The sequence below is a fragment of the Aeromicrobium sp. CFBP 8757 genome, from assembly GCF_014841755.1.
Taxonomy (GTDB): domain Bacteria; phylum Actinomycetota; class Actinomycetes; order Propionibacteriales; family Nocardioidaceae; genus Aeromicrobium.
Map to the genome: position 1 here is coordinate 16,397 of NZ_JACYUM010000010.1, position 23,668 is coordinate 40,064.

Below are 23,668 nucleotides of genomic sequence, written 5' to 3' on the forward strand. Positions count from 1 at the left end.
CCGCCCGGCGGGTCTCAGCCCCGCGCCAGCATGACGACCATCGCGACGATCACGACGACCAGCAGCGCGACCGCGGGCAGCTCCCACCGCCGCCGCGGAACCTCCGTCACCACGGCCGCCCGCATGCGCCGCGCGAGCTCGGCGGCGTCATTGGGGTCCATGGGGTCAGGGTAGTTGGGGGAGCTTGGTGGGGCCGGAGCCTCATTCCGCCCACTAAGACGCAGGGGCATAGCGCCCAGAAAATTGCAACAAGTACGTAGCGCGACGACGCCCAAGCTTGTCCCGTGCGGACTGATTAGACGCGCACGGACAACGCCGCAGTTCTGGACGTGCGACACTCACGTTTGAGAGAGGTTTTCAGTGAACCGTTTCAAAGAAGGATTAAGCATGGCGATGCCTACGTCGGTCTGGCACGAGTACGGATTTCGCGGGAACCCGTACTCAACCGATCCCATTGAGGTCAGCGCGGCGGGTCGTGAACTGCTGATTGGGAGAGAGCAGGAGCTGGCACTCATCGGGCGACACTTAACGGGCGGCGCGAGTGTGGTGGCGCTGGAAGGCGACTTTGGTGTCGGCAAGACGAGTCTGGCGGCAGTCGCCGCATTCGATGCGGCGCAGTGGAGTAAAGAGGGAGGTCCACTATTTCTCGCGATGGACACACGCTTGAGTCTTCGTCCCGAAGATACGCGCGAGAGTTTTGAGCGAAGAGTCGTGCGTGCTGTGGCTCACGTCTTAGTTGCCAATGCCGGCTCTTTGAAGAGCGGGGGGCGTCCGCTCGATGGCGTCGAAGGAGTGAAGCGGTGGCTCCAGGCGCCCGAAGCCGGTGGTTGGAACGCTAGTTTAGGCGCCAACGTCGGAGGGGTGGCCGGAGGCAATGCAGGGTTTGGCAAAGCCCGGACTCCTAACACTTCCACGGGTTTTGCCGAACTCGGCATAGCCGAGATTGTGGATGGTTGGCTTGCCCAACTCTTTCCCAATCGCGACTCTGGCGGCGTGCTCTGCTTTCTCGACAACCTCGAGGAACTCAACGACAGTGGCACGGCCTTGAACGTGATGGAGCCCCTCAGGGACCCATTGTTCAAGAGGCCTGGTCTCCGCTGGATCATCAGCGGCGCGCAGGGGATGGTCCGCGCTGCCTACGCGAGCCCGAAAATGGCAGGCGTCTTTTTGAATCCGATCGACGTTCGCCCGCTACCGCACAAGCTGGTCCCGCAAGTCATCTTCGCTCGGATGAAGGCGCTGCAGGACCAAGATGACGCGGTTGCCCCTGTATCGATGACGGCTTTCGCGAACCTCTACAGGTCCATCGGTCAAAACCTTCGCTACGCCCTTAACCTCTCCGAGAGATACGCGTTCGATTCGGATCCTGACGAATTGCGCGGGATTTCAGAGGCTGATAGAGATCTTCGATTTCACGAATCGGTGCTCCGAGAAGCGGACCTCGTGTACGCAGCCCAGGCTAGAGATCTCGGGGCCGCAGATTGGAAAGTGTTCGATCACTTGCTTCGGAGCAAGGCAGGGTCATGTAGCCCAAGTGAGTACAAGGACTTCGGATACGCACAGATGCCCCCATTATTGTCCCGGGTCCGAAAGCTGACGGAAGCGCATCTAGTCAGTTACCAGATCGATGAAGCCGATCAAAGACGGCGAACCATCAGCGTGACTGATCATGGCCGTTTGGCCTACTACCGGCACGTTAACGATGCATAGGCTCTGATCGACGCGCTTCCGCACTATCTGAGGTAGGTCGTGAATCGGACCAGCCCTAAGTCCCTGCCGCCTCCTTTCGCTTAGCTACCTGGCATTTCCGCAGTGCGGAATCCCCGCTGGCCCCGGTCATGTCCCCTCGCTCTCTCGGAAAATCGATGCGGCGTCGTTCACGAAAAGCAGTGGACTCACGGTGAGAGTCTGGCGACGCGGTCGGCCAACTTGAGCACACCGGGCGGCTCATGGCTCACAGATTATGGGCTTCTATCGAACTCCCGAACACCTGCCCAGGCGTCGGCATGTAGTCACGCGGGAGACGTTCTACGTGCGCGAGACGATACGCGAGGATCGCTCCGCAACTACAAGCTCGCGATCGGGCCATGGCCGCAACTGCGGGGATATGCACCCTGCGGGGCACGGTCTCTGGCGCTAGCTAATCCATGCACTCTCAAGACAATTATGTTGTCGCCTGTCACGATCGACGGATGCGTGCCGAGACCGTTCAAGAACAGCTCTTCTTCATGACGACGTACTTGGAGGGAGAGGACGCGTCTGGCGGCACCTGGACTGGGACGGGGTTCGTGGTTGGATTTGAAACTACTGAGGGCTTGGTTCCGTTTGTCGTGACGAACAAGCACGTTTTGGCGGGGGCAACAAAACTCACAGTCCGGTTCGTGGCTCGAGGGGCGGATGGTCAGCCCGAGCAACGAGCCACACAGATCCAGATGGTTCAGTTCGGACCACACTCGTGGGCGGGTCACCCTGATGCCGCTGTCGATGTGGCTGTGTTTCAGGCCGCACCTGTGCTCAATCAGATGGAGACCGATGGTCATCCTGCACTCGTAAAGTGGGCACCGGCGTCGATGCTGTTGACCTCGGCGCAGGCGGAAGAAACTGATGCGCTTGAAGCGGTGACATTCATTGGATACCCGAACGGGCTATTCGACACCACGAGTTACCTGCCGATCGCTCGACGTGGGCAGACCGCCACACCACTCTCGAACGATTATCGGGGTTACCCCGCCTTCTTGATAGACGCGTCCGTTTTTCCCGGCTCCAGCGGCAGTCCGGTACTGCTCGTCGATAGAGGTGGACACGTCGATCGTCAGGGCAACTTCAATCTCGGATCGAACCGCATTCACCTCCTCGGTGTGCTCGCGGCAGTGCACACGCGACAAGTCGATGGCCGTGTCGTCGACCTTCCGACCAAGCAGGTCGCAGTCTTTGATGACCCTATCGACCTAGGAATTGTGTACAAGGCAAGCGCGATCCAAGAGACCGTTGACATAGTCCTGGCAGCGATAGGAATCGCGCTGGCCGATCCTGCCCCGGATTTGGCTTAGCGCTTCTTGTGGGGCTGCCCGGAACTGGCCTGTCCGAAGCAAATTACGAGTCCGCAGGCCCTCGGGTCGGCCAATGAGCTCCGAGACAGGCCGGGTCGCAAGATCAATAGAGTGATGCATGCTCTCGCAGGCCGGGATGAAAGCCCGCCCCCACAAAGAGATCTTTCGAGTCCGAGCTTTGTCCCCGCGCTCGAAGGGGACTTGAAGACCTGAGTACTGATAAGTACCGAGGGGCACGGCGAATCCGTTCGACGTATGCGTCCTTTCACTGCGATCGGCATATCGGCATTAGCTCCTCCTCGGTGCGAAGGCGCTGCGCTCGCGGACTTCGGCGATGCGCATCCGCCGACGCCGACCAGAGGCGCACCATCTACCGGACAGAACGCGGGACGCGCCCGTGGGACGATCGTTGCCGTGGGTCTCTCCATAAAGGACATTCGGGTAGCAGACGTGAGTCGTTGAGATGGCCGTACCTTATCCGCCCGACGGGCGAAATGGTTACAGCCAGAACAAGGATCACCGTGTCGCGGTAGCGAGCCGCGTAATTCAAGCAGCACTTGACGAGCGACCGAATTGGACGACTCTGTCGGAACGAATTGCTTCCGATCTGCGCCTCAGTCTTAGAGTTCCAAATGAGCGATCCACCGTTCAGGACACGTTCCTCGCAGCTGAACTCGACCTTGAGTGGACGAATGTCATCGTCTACGAGAACGACTACTTCCGGCGCCCCGGTCGGGCAGACGACCCAATCGCTGTTTCACCGGACCGGTTGAGTGATGTCGCTGACGCCGTGTTGGCCCTCGGCTGGCCCAACCCTGGACGCAAGCAAAGTCGAACCGTCCACGAGTGCTTCGTCGAACTTGCTGGTCGCTACCGCCACTGTGACGTTTACTGGGCGATGCACAAATACCTCAAGGGCAATCGTCTACGAGTTCTTCGGGCTCATTGGATGCTGCAGGACGACGTCGAGGCCATCCTCGCTGATCCGACACTGACTGCCATCGAGCGGGCAGAGATCGAGACGGAACTCGAGAGGGAGCTCGTTGACGCCTATGTCAAGTGGCTCGCGCGTCCAGTCGAGCGCGAATTTCGATTTGCTAACGGCCGTCAGGCCGACCTTTACGACCGCCAGCGAAGCCTAATTATCGAGGCCAAAGCGAGCCATCGGGACGACGTCACCGTCGCACACGCGATGGGTCAAGCCATGTACTACCGATCGATCGACCCCCGAGGCTTGGACGCACAAATCGCCGTGCTTCTCCGCGGAGAGCCTGGCGAGGAGGCCTCTCGCCTGCTCAGAATCTACGATGTTGGGTTGATCTATCGGCAACAGGATGGCTTCGTCGAACTTCTCGCGTAGCCGTCGTGCGACTGAGGACCATTTCGGCGCTGCGCGACTCGATACCGTACCTACGCCTTAAGCGCAGCGCGGTTGAGTCCAACCGACTAAAGACGACGATTGAGTGCGTCAATTCACCGCGAATGACGCCCTTCCTCGCGATGGTTAGGCAACTGAAAGAGTGGTCGTAAACCACGATCTGGTCGTTGTGCACACCTGCGAAATCGCTACGGTTGAGTGTCGGTGGTGGCGTCTAGGTTGAATGTATGGCCACCGCTACTGCTGCTCCGATCGACGTCCTGGGTGACGTCATGCGGGAGCGTGCTCGGGCTGAGGCGCGTGAGGTCGTGGCGATGTTGCACTTCCGTGATGTGGAGTCTGACCGGATCGACAACTCGGGTGAGTCGCCGATGCGGCAGCTGGTCGAGCGCGGTGCGATCGCGCTGGCGATCGGCGAGGCGATGGGGTTCAGCGAGGGGCAGGTGCAGCACCGGTTGTCGTTCGCCGACACCGTGCGCGACCAGTCGCCGACGACGTGGGAGGCCTTCGTCGAGGGGAGGGTCGATCTGGCCCGGGTCCGCGAGATCGGGCACGCGATCGACCAGCTGAAGCGCACCGAATCAGTGCACCGGCTCGACGCCCGCGTCGTCCAGTTCGCCGAGACGCACACGGTCGCCGAGCTGCGCGACTGGCTGAAGCGGTTCGTGCGGCGAGTCGAGGCTGACCTCGCGATCGAGCGGGCCGAGGCCGAACGGGCCAACCGGCACGTGACCACCCGGCACGAGGACGACTCGATGGGATTCCTCGGTGCCCGCCTGGCGTCGCACGAGCTCGCCGCCATCGCCGACCGGCTCCGCCGCGAGGCGCGTCGACCCGCCGACCCCGGCGACGAGCGCACGGTCGCGCAGCGGGAGGCCGACCTGCTGGTGGCATGGCTGCTGGACGAAGAGGCCGCTGCCGGTGTGGTCGACGCGAACATCGGTGTCACCGTCGACGCCGACGTCCTGGCCGGCGCCAACCCCGGTTTCGCCGAGTCGACCGACGGCTCGTGGGCCGTCCCGGCCGAGTGGATCGCCGCCGTCATCGCATCCGGCTCCACGTTCTGGCACCGCATCCTGATCGACCATGTCACCGACGACGTCCTCGCGCACGAATACCTGGGGCGATTCGCCCCCGACGTCCTGGCCGTGGCGCTGCGATTCCTCCACGGAACCTGCCAAGGCCCGGGCTGCATGGTGCCGGCCGAACGGTGCGACATCGACCACCGGGTGCCCTGGCCACACGGACCCACCCGGGGTGACAACCTCGGTCCACTCTGCCGACGGCATCACGGATACAAGGGCCACGGCCTCCTGCGCTGGACCACCCAGCCCTAGTCAGGCGAAGCGCGCTGCCTCGGCGGAGTCGAAGTACTCGTCGAGACGGGTGATGCGGCCGTCGTCGTTCACGGCGATGACGACGCACGCGTGCAGGGCGACCTCCTCGCCCGTCGAGCGGTTGGTGCCGCGCAGGACGTGCTGCTGCACCGCGCCGCCCTCGAACGCCGTCACGCGACGCTCCGTGTACCGGCGGTCGGTCACGAAACGGTCCATCGCCTCGAGCACCTTGGCGTTGCGCTCGACGGTCTGGGTGCGGTCGTCCGTGTTGTGCCAGATGACGGCGTCATCGGCGTAGATGTCGAACAGGTCGGACGCGTCGCCGGCCTCCGCCGCGACGATGATGCGGTCGAGCAGCTGGACGTTCGGGTGCGAGTGGTCGATGGTCATGGGTCCTCCAAGGGGTTGAGCGGTTTGACGAGGGCTTCCTGGGCGACGTGGCAGATGCTCGTGCCGCGCGCGTCGAACACCGCGGCCTCGATCAGCGCGCGTCCCGCACCGGCCATCGGGGTGGTGTGCTCGAAGAGCATCCACTCGTCGGCGCGGGGCAGGCCGCGGAACCACATCGCGTGGTCGAGCGACACCGCGTTCCAGGTGTTCGCGAGCGAGCGCTCGTGCCCCGACGTGTGACCGTGCGGGGTGACGGCGGTCGACATCAGCATCAGGTCGCTGGCATAGGCGAGCGCCGCCCGGTGGACGACGGGATCGTCCGACAACGGCTCGACCGAGCGCATCCACACGCCGTTCGCGGGCGAGGCCGAGTGCGGGACGACGCCGGGCACGTCGGGCGCGAGCCGCACCTCGATCGCCGCGAAGTCCTCCCAGAACTCGCCGAGCCCGCCGTCGGCCGCCGCGACGTCGCGGATGTCGGGGCACTCGTCGGGTCCGGGCGTCGTGGGGGCCGGACGGCTGTGGGTGATGCCGTCGGCCGGGACGGCGCACGACACGATCGACCGGCACAGCAGCCGCTCGCCCTGCCACGCGCTGACCTCGCGGGTCGAGATCTGGCGGCCGTCGCGCAGCCGCTCGACGCGGAACGTCACGGGCACGCCGGGCGCACCGCCGCGCAGGAACGTCGTGTGCACCGAGTGCACGTCCTTGCCCTCGACGCTCGCGCCCGCCGCGATCAGCGACTGGCCGACCAGCTGGCCGCCGAACAGCTGCGGCAGGCGGACGCCGTCGGTGCGCCCGACCCACGTGTCGTCGTCGCGCCGCTCGAGCGCGAAGACGTCGGCGAGCCCGGCGGTGCCCTGCATCAGGCCCGCTTGGGGGGCAGCGGGAAGAAGCCGCTCGTGCGGGCGACGTAGGCGTCGTACGCCTCGCCCTTGCTGCGGCGCATGCCCTTCTCAAGCAGGGCCTTGCCGCTGTAGCTGACGAGCAGCTTGGTCATGACGATCGGCGACACGATCGTCAGCAGGCCCCACGGCGAGCCGAGCGCCAGCAGGAACAACCCGGTCCACACCGCGGCGTCGCCGAAGTAGTTGGGGTGGCGCGTCCACGCCCACAGGCCTCGGTCCATGACCTGCCCGGCGTTGGCCGGGTCGGCCTTGAACCGTGCGAGCTGCCAGTCGCCGACGGACTCGAAGGCGAAGCCGATCGCCCAGATCGCGATGCCGATCGCGCCGATGACGCCGAGCGACGCGCTCTCGTACATCGCGACCTGGACGGGCAGCGACACCAGGATGATCAGGAAGCCCTGCAGCCCATAGATCTTGCGCACGAGGAAGCCCACGAGCGAGCCGGTCTGGTGACGCATCAGCGCGGTGTAACGCTTGTCCTGCCCGTGACCGCGGTTGCGGTTGCCGATGTAGATGCCGAGCCGCAGGCCCCACACCGCCGTCAGCGCCAGGACGACGAGCCGCCGGGTGTCGTCGCCCTCGGAGCCGGACGAGACGAGGTACGAGACGACCGCTGCCAGGACGAACCCGGGCCCCCAGAAGATGTCGATGATCGACTGGTTCTCGATGCGGATGGCCACCGCCATGATGACGCCGATGAACACGACGACCGCGGCGGTCACCGCGAGGAGGTTGAGGGCGATGTCGCCCCAGGGCAGGTCGTTCATGGAGGTCCTTGGGTGTGGGGTGGGAGAAGAAGAGGAGAGGTGTCAGGCCAGCTCGGACGCGAAGTGCTGGAAGGCGTCCTGCGCGTGCGCGTACGTGTGGGGCGTGCCGGCGCGGCTGAGCGCGACGAGCTCGGCGAGCCCGGCACCGTCGAGCGCCGACGGCTCGGGCAGCGTGACCGTGCCGCCCTCGACGGCGTCCGCGACCCGGATGCCCGAGCCGGCCGCGACGACGACCTGCCCGTTGAGGGTCGAGGCGGGGTCGACCAGCGCGCCGACGACGGGCGCGACGCTCGCGGACGTCATGGTGTCGGCGAACCGCGGGTCCATGCCGTCCTCGGTCATCTGGGTCGTGGCGTAGGGCAGCAGGACGTTGGTGAGCACGCCGCGGCGGGCCCCCTCGGCGGCGGCCGTCCGGCCCAGCGCGATGACGGCGCCCTTGCTGGCGGCGTACGCCGAGACGGTGGGCTCGCCGTGCAGCCCGGCGGTCGACGCGACCATGACGATGCGCCCGTGGCCGGCGTCGCGCATGACGCGCATCGCGGCACCGGCGACCAGCGCCGTGCCGGTCACGTTGATCGCCATGACCTGCGCGAAGTTCTCGGCCGTCGTGCTGTGGAACATCTGGGGCGCGCTGACGGCGGCGCTCGTGACGCAGACGTCGAGCCGGCCCCAGGTGTCGAGGGCCGCCGCGACGAGGGCGTCGGCGGTCGCGGGATCGGCGACGTCGCCGTGGTCGGCCACGGCCCGTCCGCCGGCCGCGACGATCTCGTCGACGACCTGTTCGGCGGCGCTGCGCCCGTCGGGGCCCGGCACGCGGTTGCGGTTGTTGACGACGACGGCGGCACCCAGCGAGGCGAGGTGCAGCGCGAAGGCTCGCCCCAGTCCCTTGCCGCCGCCCGTGACGATCGCGACCTGCCCCTCGAGCATGGTCATGACGCGATCCGCTCGACCAGCACCGCGACCCCCAGGCCGGCGGCGCCGCTGACGGCCGCGACGCCGTAGCGTCCGCCGCGCCGCTCGAGCTCGTCGACGCAGCTGCCGACGAGGATCGCGCCGGTCGCGCCGAATGCGTGGCCCATCGCCATCGTGCCGCCGTTGGGGTTCATGCGGTCGGGGCCGGCGTCGAGGTCGCGGCGGAACCGCAGGCACAGGGCCGAGAAGGCCTCGGCGAACTCGAAGACGTCGATGTCGGCGGACGTCAGGCCCGCGCGGGCGATGACCTGCTCGACGGCCGACTGCCCGGCCGTCAGCATCACGACGGGGTTGACCGAGGTGGTGGCCGAGCCGACGATCCGCGCCCGGGGCGGCAGGCCCGCGCGCTCGGCCGCGGCGGCCGAGCCGATCAGCAGCAGCGCCGCGGCGTCGGCCATCGCGGGGGAGGTGCCGACGGTGTGCAGGTGGTCGATCGACGAGACGCCCTGGTACGCGCCCAGCGCGATGGCGTCCTGGCCGCCGGCACCCAGCTCGGCGAAGGCCGGCGGCAGCGCGGCCAGGCCCTCGAGCGTCGTGTCGGGGCGGACGAGCTCGTCGTGGTCGAGGGTGCCGACGGGGACGAGGGAGCGTCCGAAGGCGCCGTCGGCTCTGGCCTGCGCGGCCTTGAGCTGGGTCTCGAGCCCGTAGGCGTCGAGCTCGGCGCGGGTGAACCCGTCCATCGTCGCGTTGAGGTCGGCAGCGATGCCCATGTGCACCGAACCGATCTGCCGGACGACGTCGTGGTCGGTCCACAGCGGGCCGCGGTCGACGAACATCGGCACCCGCGAGACGCTCTCGACCCCGCCGGCCACCGCGAGCTGCAGGTCGTCGGCGCGGACGCGGGCGGCGGTCTGGCCGACCGCGTCGACGCCGGAGGCGCAGAACCGGTTGATCGTGACGCCGGGCGCGCTGTCGCCCCACCCGGCGAGCAGCGCCGCGGTGCGGGCGATGTTGGCGCCCTGCTCGTCGACCTGCGAGGCGCAGCCGAGGACGACGTCGTCGACCGTCTCGACGTCCAGACCGGTGCGCTCGACGAGGGCGTCCTGCAGGTGCACGACGAGGTCGAGCGCGGAGTGCGCGTGCAGCGATCCCTTGGGGCTCGCCTTGCCGCGCGGGGTGCGGACGTAGTCGAGCACGTAGGCGTCTGTCATGTCTTCCTCATCGGATTGGCTGATTCAACTGGTGGAGATACTCTGTTAGTTGTAGTACGTTTTGTGTGAGCAACGCAACCCTCACGACTGAATCCGACGACAGGAGAGCGGCATGGGCCAGGAGAACATCTGGGTGCTGGGCGGCTACCAGAGCGACTTCGCGCGCAACCTGACGCGCGAGGGCAAGGACTTCGCCGACCTGACCTCCGAGGTCGTCGACCACACCCTCGAGAACTCCTCGGTCGACGGCTCCGACATCGGCGTCGTGCACGTCGCCAACGCCTTCGGCCAGCTGTTCGCGGGCCAGGGTCAGCTCGGCGCGATGCCCGCGTCGGTCCGCGACGACCTGTGGGGCCTGCCGTCGTCCCGCCACGAGGCCGCCTGCGCGTCCGGCAGCATCGCGGTGCTCGCCGCGATGGCCGACCTGCGCGCCGGCAACTACGACAGCGCCCTCGTCGTCGGCATCGAGCTCGAGAAGACCGTCAGCGGCGACCAGGCCGCCGGGCACCTCGGTGCCGCCGCGTGGATCGGCCACGAGGGGCACGACGCGACGTTCATGTGGCCGCACATGTTCAGCGAGGTCGCCGAGGAGTACGACGAGCGCTTCGGCCTCGACGAGGTGCACCTGCGCGCGATCGCCCAGATCAACTTCGCCAACGGCCGCCGCAACCCCAACGCCCAGACGCGCGGGTGGGACGTCCCCGACCTCGTCGCCGGCGTGGGGCGCGACGACGCCGTCAACCCCGTCGTCGACGGACGCATGCGCCGCTTCGACTGCAGCCAGGTCACCGACGGCGGAGCCGGCGTCGTGCTGGTCAACGACACGTGGCTGCGCGCGCACCCCGGCGCCCAGGTCACGCCCGCCGCGCAGGTGCTCGGCTGGGGCCACCGCACGGTGGGCCTCGGTCTGCAGCAGAAGCTCGACCGCGACCGCGACAACCCGTACGTCCTGCCGCACCTGCGCCAGGCCGTGCTCGACGCCTTCGACCGCGCGCACGTCGGGCTCGACGACCTCGACGGCCTCGAGACCCACGACTGCTTCACGCCGAGCGAGTACGTCGCGATCGACCACATCGGGCTGACCGGCCCGGGCGAGTCGTGGAAGGCGATCGAGAACGGCGAGATCGAGATGGGCGGCACCCTGCCCATCAACCCCAGCGGCGGCCTGATCGGCGGCGGCCACCCCGTCGGCGCGAGCGGCGTCCGCATGCTGCTCGACGCGACCAAGCAGGTCAGCGGCACCGCCGGTGACTACCAGGTCGAGGGCGCCTCGACCTTCGGCACGCTTAACTTCGGCGGCAGCACCGCGACGACCGTCAGCCTCGTCGTCGGCGCCGCACCCGCCGCCTGACCACCCACCAGCACCGCAGCTAGGAGACCCCCATGGACGTTGAAGTCGTCGGACGACTGCTGTCGACGCTGCCCGCGGACGACGACCACCCGTACCGCACGGGCCCGTGGCAGCCGCAGACCACCGAGTGGAAGGCCGACGACCTGCAGGTCGTCGAGGGCGAGATCCCCAAGGACCTCGACGGCGTCTACCTGCGCAACACCGAGAACCCCGTGCACCCGTCGCTGAAGAACTACCACCCGTTCGACGGCGACGGCATGATCCACGTCGTCGGCTTCCGCGACGGCACGGCGTTCTACCGCAACCGCTTCATCCGCACCGACGGCTTCCTGGCCGAGCAGGAGGCGGGGCAGGCGCTGTGGGCCGGGCTCGCCGAGCGCCCGTCGAGCTCCAAGCGCGACCAGGGCTGGGGTGCCCGCACCCGCATGAAGGACGCGTCGAGCACCGACGTCATCGTGCACCGCGGCCAGGCGCTGTCGACGTTCTACCAGTGCGGCGACATGTACCGGATCGACCCGATGTCGGCCGAGACGCGCGGCAAGGAGGACTGGAACGGCCGGTTCCCGTTCGAGTGGGGCGTCTCGGCGCACCCCAAGGTCGACGACCGCACCGGCGAGATGCTGTTCTTCAACTACAGCAAGGAGGCGCCGTACATGCACTACGGCGTCGTCGACGAGAACAACGACCTGTCGCACTACATCGACGTCCCGCTGCCGGGCCCGCGCCTGCCGCACGACATGGCGTTCACCGAGAACTACGCGATCCTCAACGACTGCCCGCTGTTCTGGGACCCTGAGGGGCTCAAGCAGGACGCCCACATCCCGCGGTTCCACCCCGAGCTGCCGACGCGCTTCGCGGTCATCCCGCGCAAGGGGCAGACGTCCGACATCAAGTGGTTCGAGGCCGAGTCGACGTTCGTCCTGCACTTCGTCAACGCGTACGAGGAGGGCGACGAGATCGTGCTCGACGGCTTCTTCCAGGGCGACCCGGAGCCGGCCGACAACGGCATGGGCAACCACTGGGAGCGGGCGTTCCGCTTCCTCGCGCTCGACCGCATGCAGTCGCGCCTGCACCGCTGGCGGCTCAACCTCGTCACGGGGCAGGTCAAGGAGCAGCAGCTCAGCGACTCGATCACCGAGTTCGGCATGATGAACGGCTCGCACGCGGGGCAGAAGTACCGTTACGCGTACGCCGCGACCGGCAAGCCGTCGTGGTTCCTGTTCGACGGTCTCGTCAAGCACGACCTGCTCGACGGCACCGAGGAGAAGTACTCGTTCGGCGACGGCGTCTACGGCAGCGAGACCGCGATGGCGCCCCGGGTCGGCAGCACGTCCGAGGACGACGGCTACCTGATCACGCTGACGACCGACATGAACGACGACGCCTCGTACGCCGTCATCTTCGACGCGGCCCGCGTCGGCGACGGCCCGGTGTGCAAGCTCAAGCTGCCCGAGCGGATCTCGAGCGGCACGCACTCGACGTGGGCTCCCGGCGCCGACCTGCGCCGCTGGCAGACTGCCGACACGGCCGCGGACGCGGTCGGTCTGTAGCTGCGAGGAGTCGATCATGGCCGAGGCGGAGCCCACGACGTTGGAGCCCGGTGGCACGAATGCCGTCGGACGGATGCTGGGCCTGCTCGGTGACGAGTGGACCCTGCTGATCGTCCAGCAGGCGCTGCAGGGGGTCAGCCGCTACGGCCAGTTCAAGGCGGCCCTGCCGATCTCCAACTCGGTGCTGACGGCACGGCTGTCGATGCTCGAGCGGGAGGGCCTGCTCGAGCGCCACGTCTACCAGTCGAACCCGCTGCGGGCCGAGTACCTGACGACGGCGCGCAGCCGGTCGCTGTGGCCCGTCATGCTGGCGATCTGGGACTGGGAGCGCCACTGGGTCGCCGAGCACGTCGACGTCCTGCCGACGATGCACCACGTGACGTGCGAGCGCGCCTTCTCCCCGATCCTGTCGTGCGGCTCGTGCGGCAAGCCCGTCGCCGCCAAGGAGATCTCGGCGACGTGGGGCCCGAGCGGCACGTGGGAGCGGTCGGTGCCCGAGTCGGTCACGCGCCGGCGGTCCGAGGCCGACCCGACGCACGGCGGGGCCGGGCTGTTCCCCGAGACCATGACGATCTTCGGCAACCGGTGGGCGTCGGCCCTCATGGGTGCGGCGTTCCGCGGCGTCACGCGCTTCACCGACTTCGAGACGAGCCTGAAGGCGCCGCCGACGCTCGTGGCCGACCGGCTGCGCGCGTTCTGCGCGATCGGCGTGCTGGTGGCGACGCAGAACGAGAAGCGTCCCGACTGGGCCGAGTACCGCCTGACCGAGAAGGGGCGCGCGTTCTTCCCGGTCGTCGCGGCGACGCTGCAGTGGGCCGAGTTCTGGTTCCACGCGCCCGAGGGGCCCTCGCTCGTCCAGACGCACCGGACGTGCGGCGGCGACTTCGTCGCGACGTTCAGCTGCGACCAGTGCGGCGAGGCCCTCGCCGGACACGACATCACGATCGTCCCCGCCCTCGTGGGCGCGGCACCCAGAGGAGAGACATGAGCCAGGAGCGCACGATCGCGGACGTCATCCGCACCAGCGCCAAGCACCACCCCGACTCCGTGGCGATCACGGGCGAGGGGCGGGGCGTGACGTACGGCGAGCTGTCGACCCGCTCCGACCGGGTGGCGTCGGGGCTCGTGTCGATGGGTCTCGTCGCGGGCGACCGCGTGGCCTACCTGGCCCGCAACGCCACGGAGTACTGGGAGCTGTTCTTCGGCGCGGCCAAGGCCGGGGTCGCGATCGTCCCGCTCAACTTCCGCCTGTCACGCGACGAGATCACGTGGATCCTCGGCGACGCCGAGCCCGCCGCGATCCTGGTCGAGGACCACCTGACCGACCTGCTGCCCGAGACGTACGCGGGCCACCGGCTGGTGTTCTCGCAGTCCGGCGAGACGTCGTCATACGAGGCGTGGGTCGCCGAGCAGCCCGCCAGCGACCCGCAGCGCGACCTCGGCGGCGACGCGCTGTGCTCGCTGATGTACTCGTCGGGCACGACGGGCCGGCCGAAGGGCGTCACGACGACGGTCGAGGGCTTCCTGTGGGCCGTCGACGCGTTCAGCGCGCAGTTCGACATCACGCCCGACTCGGTGAGCCTCGTGCCGACGCCGTACTACCACATCGCCGCGGGCGGATGGTCGCTCATCGCGCTGGCCGCGGGCGGCACGATCGTGCAGTTCACCGAGGTCACGCCCGTCAACATGCTCTCGCTGCTGCTCGAGCACCGGGCGACGCACGTCATCATGGTGCCGACCGTGATCCAGCTGTTCATCACGAGCCCCGAGGCGTCCGCCGCCGACTACTCGAGCGTCCAGCACGTCGTCTACGGCGGGTCGCCGATCTCCGAGACCGTCATGGTGCGGGCCAAGCAGGTGTTCGGCGCCGAGCTGTCGCAGAGCTACGGACTGACCGAGACGGTCGGCGTCACGACGATCCTCGGACCGTCCGACCACGTGCCCGGCACCACGAAGCTGCGCTCGGCCGGCCGGGCCGTGCCCGGCGTCGAGGTCGCGGTGGTCGACTCCGAGACCGGTGAGCCGATCCCGACCGGCGAGATCGGCGAGATCGTGACCCGCGGCCCCGGCGTCACCCGCTCGTACTGGCGCCGTCCCGACGACACCGCCGCGGCGTTCTGGCCCGGCGGCTGGTTCCGGACGGGCGACGCCGGCTACGTCGACGAGGACGGCTACGTCTTCCTCAAGGACCGCATCAAGGACCTGCTGATGTCGGGCGGCGAGAACATCTACCCGGCCGAGGTCGAGAACGTCATCATGGCGCACCCCGACGTGCAGGAGGTCGCCGTGATCGGCGTGCCGTCCGAGCGCTGGGGCGAGACGCCGCTGGCGGTCGTCGCCGCGGCCGCCGGCCACGAGATCGACGCCGACGAGCTCATCTCCTTCACCCGCGAACGGCTCGCGCACTACAAGTGCCCGACCGGCGTCGAGATCGTCGACGCCCTGCCCCGGAACCCGTCCGGGAAGGTCCTCAAGCGTGAGCTGCGTGCTCCGTGGTGGGCCGGACACGAGAGGAACATCGGATGAAGCACGGCACCCTTCCCATCATGCGGCAGGTCATCATCGGCACCAGCGAGATGGAGACCGCGAGCAAGGAGCTGCGCTCGGCGTTCGGCCTGGCGCCGGGCTTCGCCGACCCGATCCTCGAGACGATCGGCATGGACGACGAGACGCTGCGCGTCGGCGGCGAGGCGCACCTCGAGCTCGTCGGCGCGCTGACGCCCGAGGCCTCGATCGCGACGTGGTGTGCCAAGGTCGGTGGCGGCGGTGGTTACGGCCTGTCGATCCAGGTCGGCGACCTCGGACCGTTCCTCGAGCGCGCCGAGGCGCTGGGCATCCGGACGATCGCCGACCAGGTCGTCTACGACCACCGCATCGTGCAGCTCAAGCCCGGCGACCTGGGCCTGCTGGTCGAGCTCGACGAGATCCCCGACGCGTCGGAGTGGTTCTGGGACGACATCGAGGGCGAGACGTCCGAGAACCCCCTCATCGACGACGTCCTCGCGGTCGAGATCAGCTCGCACGACCCGCAGGCGCAGGCCGAGAAGTGGGCGACGCTGTTCGACGTGTCGGTGCAGCACATCGACGTCCCGCAGATCGCGATCGGCGAGCGCACGGTCCGCTTCGTGCGCGGCGACGTCAAGATGATGACGGGCATCGACGTGCAGGTCGCCGAGGGTGCCGCGCCCGAGTCGCCCCAGGTCGTGGTGAGCGGAGTGACGTTCACCCTGCTCTGAGTGGGTCCGCGCCGGGCCGACGATCGTGAGAGGCTTGCACGGTGTCGGGGGGTGTGAGATGAGGGTGCAGTCGCAGGACGTGCTGGTGCGCAACAACGTCAGGATCGTCGGTCGGGACGGGGCCCCGGTCGTGGTGATGGTGCACGGCTTCGGTTGCGACCAGACCATGTACAGCCGGCTCGTCCCGCACCTCGACGACACGTTCCGGATCGTCCTGTTCGACCACGTCGGCTCGGGCGGCTCCGACCTCGACGCCTACGACCCGGCGGCGTACGGCACCCTCGACCGCTACGTCACCGACCTGCTCGAGGTGTGCGACGCGCTCGCGCTCGAGGACGTCACGGTGGTGGCCCACAGCATCGGCGCGATGATGGCGATCGCCGCGGCCGTCCGGCGCCCCGACCTCATGACGCGCATGGTGCTGCTGGCGCCGTCGCCGTCGTACCTCGACGACGACGCCACGGGCTACGTCGGCGGCCTGTCGTCGCTCGACGTCGACGACCTCCTCGCGTCGCTGGACGACAACCACATGGCGTGGGCCGCGGCGATGGCCCCGGTCGTGATGGGCGCCGACAACTCCGCCGAGCTGAACGACGAGATGGAGGACGACTTCTGTCGCGTCGACCCCCGCGTCATGCGGACGTTCGCCCGGGTGACGTTCCTGTCGGACGTCCGCGACCTGCTGCCGTCCGTCTCGGTGCCGAGCCTCATCGTCCAGTGCTCCGACGACGCCCTGGCACCGCTGTCCGTGGGCACCTACCTCGACGAGCACCTGCCGCAGAGCACGCTGCTGGTGCTGACCGCGTCGGGTCACGTGCCCCAGGCGAGCGCCCCGGACGAGACCGCGCGGGCCATCCTCGCGTACACCGCCGCCTGACATGACGCACCCGTCCGGTCCCGACTTCGAGGTGGTCTTCCGCACGGCCGGGGCGGGGCTCGTCGTCACCGCGGCCGACGACACGATCGTGGACGTCAACGACTGGTTCCCGCGGTGGAGCGGGTTGTCGCGCGAGGAGCTGCTGGGCACGCCGTTCATGCGGCTGCTGTCGGTCGCCGACCGGGTGCTGCTGTCGACGCGCACGGCGCTGCTCGTCGAGCTGACCGGTCACGTGCCGGAGTTCGCCGTGACGGTCCTGGGCGCCGACCGCGCCCGCCTGCCCGCGACGCTCGGTGCCTCGCGGGTCATGACCGACCCGCCGTTCACCCTGTTCGTCGTCGCGCCGCGCCGCGAGCAGTCGTTCGAGGAGGCGCAGCTCATCACCGCGGTGCGTCGGGCCGACGACTCGGACGCCCGTCGCAAGGCGGCGGAGGACGACCTCGAGCAGGTCGCGCGCCGCGACACCCTCACGGGTCTGCTGAACCGGTCGGGGGTCGTGGAGGCCGTGGCCGAGCGGGTCGTCGCCCTGCGGCCGGGCGAGACGGTGGGGGCGTCGTGGATCGGTCTCGACCACTTCCGCGTCGTCGTCGAGAGCCTGGGCAGCGCGGCCGGCGACGACGTCCTGATGACGATCTCGAGCCGTCTCGCCGCCCGCTTCGGCGACGACGCCCTGCTGGGCCGCGTGGGCGGGGACGAGTTCGTCGTCGTCCTGCCGGACGTCCCGTCCGACGTGGTCGCCGACGAGATCCTCGCCCTGGTGGCGGAGCCCGTCGTGGCCGACGACGTCGAGATCGTCGTCTCGGCCAGCATCGGGCTGGCGTCGAGGCAGCGACCGCAGCCGCTCGGACCGCGGGGCGCCCTGGACGTCGCGGAGGCCCTCCTGCACCACGCGGGCAACGGCATGTACGCGGCCAAGGCGGCGGGACGCAGCCGGTGGAAGCGGCTCGACGCCGACGACGACGAGTCGGCGCTCGACGAGATCCGGCTGCTCGGCGAGGTGCGCACGGCGATCGCGCAGTCGCAGCTGTTCCTCGACTACCAGCCGCAGCTCGACCTCCGCTCGGGTCGGCTGCACGGTCTCGAGGCGCTCGTCCGGTGGCAGCACCCCGAGCGGGGCCTGATCCCGCCCGCGGGATTCATCGACGCGGCCGAGAAGAGCGGGCTGATCAGCCAGATCGGGTTGTGGGCGTGCGCCACCGCGATCGCGAAGGCGGCCGATCTCGCGAGCGGCCCGCTCGGGCCCGTCCAGATGTCGGTGAACATCGCGGCGCGTCAGTTCGGCGAGGCGCGTTTCGCCGACAGCGTCGTCGCGCTGCTGCGCGCCGCCGACCTCGACCCCCGCCTGCTGACCCTCGAGCTCACCGAGACCGGGCTCGTCACGGACGGGCCCCAGATCGCCGAGACCTTCCGCCAGCTGCACGAGCACGGCGTGAAGCTGTCGATCGACGACTTCGGCACGGGACACGCGAGCTTCGCCTACCTGCGCGACTTCCCGGTCGACGAGATCAAGATCGACCAGTCCTACGTCGAGCGGATCGACTCCTCGGCCGAGTCGGCGGCGCTCGTCGTGGGGTGCGTCGACCTCGCGCACGCGCTCTCGGTGTCGGTCGTCGCCGAGGGAGTCGAGACGGTCGCGCAGCTCTCGCGGCTCACCGAGATCGGCTGCGACGTCGCGCAGGGCTACCTGTACTCGCGTCCTCTCGGCGACGAGGCGCTCGAGGCGTGGATCGCCGCCCGGCACGGCACCTGATCGCGCGGCGAGGCGGCAAGAACTTGTCACGCACATGACAAGTTTTCCGAATCCGACCACACGATGCGACCGATCAGTAGCGGTGTGACCTCTGTTCGTGACAGACTCTCGCGGTGACCTGCTCCCGCCACTTCCGCCCGCGCTTGCACGCATCGATGCGTCGAGGTGCAGCGTGAAGCGCCGCGTGCGCGTGGCACTGGTCCTCGCGATGGCGGTGGGTGCGCTCCCGCACTGCCAGGCCGAGCCGGACTCGCAGGCCGTCGACCGGCCGCCCGGTCACAGCGACAGCAGCCGCTCCTCGTCGACCGACCCGGGTGCCGCGCAGTAGACGATCACCGTCAGCGGGGCGCGTCGGCCAGGACGTCCGCCACGGTGCGAGGTTCGCGCCCGAGGATCGTCGCGAGCTGCGGGTCCGTCCCGGCGAAGAAGCCCTCGTGCGCGGCCAGGAAGATGCCGAGCGTGAACCGGGCGAGCAGCTCGGGTCGTCCGGCCTCGACCTGGGCCGCGACCCACTCCTCGGGGTCGACGACCTGAAGATCGACCGGGCGTCCGATCACCGTCGACGCGATGCCGACGACGTCGGCGAACGTGGGTGCCGCGCTCGCAGTGAGGGTCATCGGCCCGTCGACGGCCGAGCCGTCCGCGAGGACGACGGCGGCCGCCTCGGCAGCGTCCTCGCGGGCCGTCCACGACACCGGGCCGTCCGCAGGGACGACGACGGTGCCGGTCTCGCGCCACGGGCCCATCAGCATGTCGAGGCTGTGGGCGTAGAAGCCGTTGCGCAGTGCCGTCCAGGCGACGCCGGAGTCGGCGAGCAGCTGCTCGGTCGCGGCGTGGCCGCGGGCGGGAATGAAGGGGCTGTCGAGCGCGGCACCCTGGTGGCTCGTGTAGAGGATGCGCCCGACGCCGGCGGCGACGGCCGCCTCGATGGCGGTGGCGTGCAGGCCGACGGCGTCGGCCCCCGGGTCGTTCGAGGAGACGAGCAGCAGCTGGTCGGCGCCCTCGAAGGCGGCCGGGAGCGAGGCTGGGTCGGCGTAGTCGCACCGGCGCACCTCGACACTGCGGTCGGTGAACCGCTGGGCCTTGGCGGGGTCGCGCACGGCGACCGCGACCTCGCCCGTCGGCAGTCGGTCGAGCAGGCGATCGGTGGTGGTTCCGTTCAACGGTCCGGTGGCGCCGGTGATGACGATCATGGGTGGCCCTTTCGTGTTATCGTCGTTAACACGACGACGGTAACAATGATTATCTGCGATAACAACCTGGTGTTATCGTTGGTACGTGCCTGCGACGACCGATCGACCCACCGACACGAGGACGGCGGTCGTCGACGCCGCGGCCCGGCTGCTCGGCGAGCACGGCGCGTCCGCCGTCACGACACGTCGCGTGGCCGACGAGGCCGGCGTCCAGGCGCCGACGATCTACCGGATCTTCGGCGACAAGGACGGCCTCCTCGAGGCGGTCGCCGAGCACGTCATGGCGACGTACGTGTCGGCCAAGGCGCGGACGGTCGAGGCTGCGACGTCCGACGACGTCGACCCGGTCGACGACCTGCGCGCCGGGTGGGACACGCAGATCGACTTCGGGCTCGCGAACCCCATGCTCTTCCGGTTCATGAACGATCCGACCCGCGCGCTCACGTCCCCCGCGACGCTCGCGGGCCTGGACGTCCTGCGCGCGCGGGTGCACCGGATGGCCGTCACCGGACGTCTTCGCGTCGCGGAGGAGCGAGCGGTCGACCTCATCCGGGCAGCCGGGGTGGGGGCCGTCACGACGATTCTTGCCACGCCGCCGGAGCAGCGCGACCGAGGTCTCGCCGACGCGATGCTCGACGCCGTCCTGGGGCAGATGCTCACCGACGAGCCCGCCGCAGCGCAGGACGACTCGGTCTCGGTGGCCGTCGCGATGCGGGCTATGGCGCCGCAGCTCGAGGCGCTGAGCGAGGCGGAGCGGCGCCTGCTGGCGGAGTGGCTCGACCGCGTCGTCGACCAGCACTAGGGGAGTCCGACCTCTCGAACCGTCCACCCCTGAGGGGTGACGGCGGTCACAACGCGTGCTACGGTGAGGTTGTGGCGGACAGATGTCCGTACAGCGGACAGGAGCAATGTGTTAGACCAGAAGACTGCAGGCCCGCTCGCCGGGCTCGTCGTGGCCGACTTCTCGCGGATCCTCGCGGGCCCCTACGCGACGATGCTGCTCGCCGACATGGGCGCCGAGGTCATCAAGGTCGAAAGCCCCATCGGCGACGACACCCGCACGTGGGTGCCGCCCGTGCGCGACGAGGTGTCGACGTACTACCTGAGCATCAACCGCAACAAGAAGTCGATCGTCCTCGACCTGAAGGACCCCGACGACCTGGCCGCCGCGCAGCGCCTCGCCGCGCGCGCCGACATCGTCATCGAGAACTTCCGACCTGGCCTGATGGCGCGCTTCGGCCTCGACTACGAGAGCGTCTCCGAGGCCAACCCGGGCGTCGTCTACGCCTCGATCAGCGGCTTCGGCACCGGCGCCGGCAAGGACTACCCCGGCTACGACCTGATGGTGCAGGCCATCTCCGGGCTCATGAGCCTGACGGGCTCGCCCGACGGCCAGCCGTTCCGCGCGGGCATCTCGGTGTTCGACGTCATGACCGGCATGCACGCCAACATCGGCATCCTGTCGGCGCTCAACGTCCGCCACGCCACCGGCAAGGGCCAGCACGTCGAGGTCAACCTGCTGGCGTCCGCGCTGTCGGGTCTCGTCAACCAGACGGGTGCGTACGTCGCGGGCGGCACCGTGCCGACGCGCATGGGCAACGCCCACCCGAGCCTGTTCCCGTACGAGCCGCTGCCCGCGTCGGACGGCGAGATCATCATCATCGCCGGCAACGACGTGCAGTTCTCCCGCCTGTGCGCGGCCCTCGGCGTCCCCGAGCTGGTCGAGGACGAGCGCTTCGCGACCAACGCCAACCGCACGAAGAACCGCGAGGAGCTGCGGCCCCTGCTCGAGGGCGAGCTGGCCAAGCGCACCAAGGCCGAGTGGTTCGAGGTGCTGCTGGCCGCGGGCGTCGCGTCCGGCCCGATCAACACGATCGCCGAGGGCGTCCAGTTCGCGGACGGCCTGGGGCTCGCGCCCGTCGTCGAGGTCGGCGAGGGCGACGCGATGGTGCCGTCGATCCGCAACCCGATCACCTTCTCGTCCAGCGACCTGCGCTACGACCTGCCGCCGCCGACGCTCGGCGAGCACACCGACGAGATCCGCGCCTGGCTCGACGCAGAGGAGGAGGACGCATGAGCGACGACACCGAGGTCAGCTACCCGTCCTCGCTGGGCCGGTCGACCCGCACGACCATCACGCTGTTCGACGAGCAGATCCAGGACCTGATGGGCAACGTCGGCTTCGGCGAGCTCGCGTTCTGGCTGGCAGCCCGCCGGCGTCCGACGCCCGAGCAGGTCAGGCTGTTCGAGGCGTGCCTCGTGGCGCTGGCCGACCACGGCTTTACGCCGACGGCGATCGCGACGCGCATGACCTACCTCAGCGCTCCCGACTCGATCCAGGGCGCACTGGCGTCCGGCCTGCTCGGCGGTGGGTCGCGGTTCCTCGGCGTCACGGAGGACTGCGGCAGCTACCTCGCCAAGGCCGTCGACGAGTCCGGCCTCGACGACAGCGCCACCGACGACGACTGGGACGAGCTGGCCCGCCGGCTCGTCACCGAGGCGCGCGAGACCAAGCGGTTCATCCCCGGCCTCGGGCACCCCAACCACAAGGACGGCGACCCCCGCACCCCGCGCGTCTACGAGATCGCGGAGCAGACCGGCACCTACGGCCCGCACCTGGCGCTGTTCGCCGCGATCGGCCGCGTGCACCCCGAGATCATGGGGCGCACCCTGCCGCTCAACGGCGCGGGCGTGTGCGGCGCCGCGCTGGCCGACCTGGGCCTGCCGGTCGACCTGCTGCGCGGGTTCGCCCTGCTGGCGCGCACTGCCGGGCTCGTCGGCCAGATCGCCGAGGAGAAGCTGCACCCCATGGCGATGGACGCGTACCTGCACATCGACCGCCACTCCACGTACATCGACCCCGCGACCGATCCGCAGTAGGAGCACGCATGGCATACGCGACGGAAGACAACATCACCGATCTCGCGATCGAGCGCTGGGCGACGGCGAAGGACCCGCGCCTCGCCGAGCTCATGACGGGCCTGGTCGCGCACCTGCACGACTTCGCCCGCGAGGTGCGGCTGACCGAGGAGGAGTGGATCACCGCGATCGGCTGGCTCACCAAGACCGGTCAGATCAGCGACGAGAAGCGTGAGGAGTTCATCCTCGCGTCCGACGTGCTGGGGCTCAGCATGCTCGTGGTGCAGATGAACAACGGCTTCGTGCCCGAGGCGACGCCCGCGACCGTCCTCGGCCCGTTCCACATCGACGGCTCGCCCGCCGCGCCGTACGGGTGGGACATGTCGGACGGCATCGCCGGCACCCCGTTCTTCATCACCGGCACGGTGCGGTCGACGGACGGCACGCCGATCGGCGGGGCCGTGCTCGACGTCTGGCAGGCCGACGCCGACGGCAACTACGAGGCGCAGCTCGGCATGGACGAGGCGCGGCTGCGGGCCAAGTACGAGACCCGCGAGGACGGCACGTACTGCCTGCGCAGCATCGTCCCGCTCGGCTACGCGATCCCGATGGACGGCCCGGTCGGCGACCTGATCGCGCGCACCGAGATCAGCTACTTCCGTCCCGCCCACATCCACTTCCTGTTCGAGGAGGACGGCTACGAGCGGCTCGTCACGCACCTGTTCGCCGAGGGCACGCAGTACCTCGAGGACGACGTCGTGTTCGGCACCAAGGCCGAGCTGATCACCCCGTTCGTCCTGCACGACGGTGGTGTGGCGCCCGACGGCACGACGATCGACGGACCGTTCGTCACCGCCGAGTACGACTTCGTCCTGCAGCCCTCGGCCGCGGTCTGACCC

Annotated in this window: 23 protein-coding genes; 16 read left to right on the forward strand and 7 right to left on the reverse strand. The window is 68.9% G+C overall.

All coding sequences use genetic code 11. The annotated features are described in order from the left end of the window. Positions 1 to 14: 14 nt before the first annotated feature. The gene (locus IFT73_RS17455; protein ID WP_192168720.1) at positions 15 to 161 is read right to left on the reverse strand and encodes a hypothetical protein; all 147 of its coding nucleotides are present in this window, start codon (positions 159 to 161) and stop codon (positions 15 to 17) included. A gap of 226 nt (positions 162 to 387) precedes the next feature. On the opposite strand from IFT73_RS17455, the gene IFT73_RS17460 reads away from it, so the two are divergent. From IFT73_RS17460 to IFT73_RS17475, 4 genes are all read left to right on the forward strand, one after another. Then, the gene (locus tag IFT73_RS17460; protein WP_192168721.1) at positions 388 to 1,710 is read left to right on the forward strand and encodes a hypothetical protein; all 1,323 of its coding nucleotides are present in this window, start codon (positions 388 to 390) and stop codon (positions 1,708 to 1,710) included. Between the two features lie 482 nt (positions 1,711 to 2,192). Beyond that, a complete protein-coding gene (locus IFT73_RS17465) occupies positions 2,193 to 3,050 on the forward strand; it encodes a serine protease (RefSeq protein ID WP_192168722.1) in 858 nt (285 codons plus the stop codon). A 463-nt stretch (positions 3,051 to 3,513) separates the two neighbouring features. Continuing rightward, positions 3,514 to 4,410 carry a hypothetical protein gene (locus tag IFT73_RS17470; protein WP_192168723.1) on the forward strand — a complete coding sequence of 299 codons (897 nt, stop codon included), beginning with the start codon at positions 3,514 to 3,516 and terminating at the stop codon, positions 4,408 to 4,410. 290 nt (positions 4,411 to 4,700) lie between these two features. Further along, entirely contained in the window at positions 4,701 to 5,765 is a 1,065-nt protein-coding gene (locus tag IFT73_RS17475) for a DUF222 domain-containing protein (protein WP_371811324.1), read from the forward strand. Here the strand turns inward: IFT73_RS17475 and IFT73_RS17480 are convergent, their stop codons facing one another. Genes IFT73_RS17480 through IFT73_RS17500 form a run of 5 tightly spaced genes read right to left on the reverse strand, consistent with a single transcriptional unit; the run spans position 5,766 to position 9,953 of the window. Further along, entirely contained in the window at positions 5,766 to 6,155 is a 390-nt protein-coding gene (locus tag IFT73_RS17480; protein WP_192168725.1) for a nuclear transport factor 2 family protein, read from the reverse strand. Then, positions 6,152 to 7,021 carry an acyl-CoA thioesterase II gene (locus tag IFT73_RS17485; RefSeq protein WP_244633576.1) on the reverse strand — a complete coding sequence of 290 codons (870 nt, stop codon included), beginning with the start codon at positions 7,019 to 7,021 and terminating at the stop codon, positions 6,152 to 6,154. Before IFT73_RS17485 ends, IFT73_RS17480 begins: the two co-directional genes overlap by 4 nt. Then, the gene (locus IFT73_RS17490; protein ID WP_192168726.1) at positions 7,021 to 7,830 is read right to left on the reverse strand and encodes a DUF1295 domain-containing protein; all 810 of its coding nucleotides are present in this window, start codon (positions 7,828 to 7,830) and stop codon (positions 7,021 to 7,023) included. Before IFT73_RS17490 ends, IFT73_RS17485 begins: the two co-directional genes overlap by 1 nt. A 42-nt stretch (positions 7,831 to 7,872) precedes the next feature. Then, positions 7,873 to 8,763, reverse strand: a complete 891-nt coding sequence (locus IFT73_RS17495) for an SDR family NAD(P)-dependent oxidoreductase (protein ID WP_192168727.1) — start codon at positions 8,761 to 8,763, stop codon at positions 7,873 to 7,875. Continuing rightward, positions 8,760 to 9,953 carry an acetyl-CoA C-acyltransferase gene (locus tag IFT73_RS17500; RefSeq protein ID WP_056605003.1) on the reverse strand — a complete coding sequence of 398 codons (1,194 nt, stop codon included), beginning with the start codon at positions 9,951 to 9,953 and terminating at the stop codon, positions 8,760 to 8,762. The genes IFT73_RS17495 and IFT73_RS17500 overlap by 4 nt, the downstream gene beginning before the upstream one ends. Positions 9,954 to 10,065: 112 nt before the next feature. Between IFT73_RS17500 and IFT73_RS17505 the strand changes: the two genes are divergently transcribed. The 8 genes from IFT73_RS17505 (at position 10,066) to IFT73_RS17540 (ending at position 19,045) form a co-directional block, all read left to right on the forward strand. After that, positions 10,066 to 11,304: an acetyl-CoA acetyltransferase gene (locus IFT73_RS17505; protein ID WP_192168728.1), complete on the forward strand. Its 1,239-nt coding sequence runs from the start codon at positions 10,066 to 10,068 to the stop codon at positions 11,302 to 11,304. A 32-nt stretch (positions 11,305 to 11,336) separates the two neighbouring features. After that, positions 11,337 to 12,854 (forward strand): carotenoid oxygenase family protein, encoded by a 1,518-nt coding sequence (locus tag IFT73_RS17510; protein ID WP_056605007.1) that lies wholly within the window; start codon positions 11,337 to 11,339, stop codon positions 12,852 to 12,854. Positions 12,855 to 12,870: 16 nt separating this feature from the next. After that, the gene (locus tag IFT73_RS17515) at positions 12,871 to 13,842 is read left to right on the forward strand and encodes a helix-turn-helix domain-containing protein (protein ID WP_192168729.1); all 972 of its coding nucleotides are present in this window, start codon (positions 12,871 to 12,873) and stop codon (positions 13,840 to 13,842) included. Continuing rightward, complete coding sequence (locus tag IFT73_RS17520; RefSeq protein ID WP_192168730.1) at positions 13,839 to 15,380, forward strand: long-chain-fatty-acid--CoA ligase; 1,542 nt, start codon at positions 13,839 to 13,841, stop codon at positions 15,378 to 15,380. The genes IFT73_RS17515 and IFT73_RS17520 overlap by 4 nt, the downstream gene beginning before the upstream one ends. Then, positions 15,377 to 16,090, forward strand: coding sequence for a hypothetical protein (locus IFT73_RS17525; protein ID WP_056605016.1), 714 nt, complete (start codon positions 15,377 to 15,379; stop codon positions 16,088 to 16,090). Before IFT73_RS17520 ends, IFT73_RS17525 begins: the two co-directional genes overlap by 4 nt. A 58-nt stretch (positions 16,091 to 16,148) precedes the next feature. Further along, entirely contained in the window at positions 16,149 to 16,967 is an 819-nt protein-coding gene (locus tag IFT73_RS17530; RefSeq protein ID WP_192168731.1) for an alpha/beta fold hydrolase, read from the forward strand. Position 16,968: 1 nt separating this feature from the next. Next, positions 16,969 to 18,717 (forward strand): bifunctional diguanylate cyclase/phosphodiesterase, encoded by a 1,749-nt coding sequence (locus IFT73_RS17535; protein WP_192168732.1) that lies wholly within the window; start codon positions 16,969 to 16,971, stop codon positions 18,715 to 18,717. A 172-nt stretch (positions 18,718 to 18,889) separates the two neighbouring features. Next, positions 18,890 to 19,045: a hypothetical protein gene (locus IFT73_RS17540; protein WP_192168733.1), complete on the forward strand. Its 156-nt coding sequence runs from the start codon at positions 18,890 to 18,892 to the stop codon at positions 19,043 to 19,045. A 10-nt stretch (positions 19,046 to 19,055) separates the two neighbouring features. Here the strand turns inward: IFT73_RS17540 and IFT73_RS17545 are convergent, their stop codons facing one another. Further along, positions 19,056 to 19,910: an NAD(P)H-binding protein gene (locus tag IFT73_RS17545; protein WP_192168734.1), complete on the reverse strand. Its 855-nt coding sequence runs from the start codon at positions 19,908 to 19,910 to the stop codon at positions 19,056 to 19,058. Positions 19,911 to 19,995: 85 nt separating this feature from the next. Here IFT73_RS17545 and IFT73_RS17550 point away from each other — a divergent pair, with 85 nt between their 5' ends. From IFT73_RS17550 to IFT73_RS17565, 4 genes are all read left to right on the forward strand, one after another. Next, on the forward strand, positions 19,996 to 20,712 hold the full coding sequence (locus IFT73_RS17550; RefSeq protein ID WP_192168735.1) for a TetR/AcrR family transcriptional regulator: 717 nt from the start codon (positions 19,996 to 19,998) through the stop codon (positions 20,710 to 20,712). Positions 20,713 to 20,820: 108 nt separating this feature from the next. Further along, positions 20,821 to 21,987, forward strand: coding sequence for a CoA transferase (locus IFT73_RS17555; RefSeq protein WP_192168736.1), 1,167 nt, complete (start codon positions 20,821 to 20,823; stop codon positions 21,985 to 21,987). Continuing rightward, the gene (locus IFT73_RS17560) at positions 21,984 to 22,790 is read left to right on the forward strand and encodes a citryl-CoA lyase (protein WP_192168737.1); all 807 of its coding nucleotides are present in this window, start codon (positions 21,984 to 21,986) and stop codon (positions 22,788 to 22,790) included. The genes IFT73_RS17555 and IFT73_RS17560 overlap by 4 nt, the downstream gene beginning before the upstream one ends. 8 nt (positions 22,791 to 22,798) lie before the next feature. Beyond that, entirely contained in the window at positions 22,799 to 23,665 is an 867-nt protein-coding gene (locus tag IFT73_RS17565; protein ID WP_192168738.1) for a dioxygenase, read from the forward strand. The last annotated feature ends 3 nt before the right edge of the window (positions 23,666 to 23,668 follow it).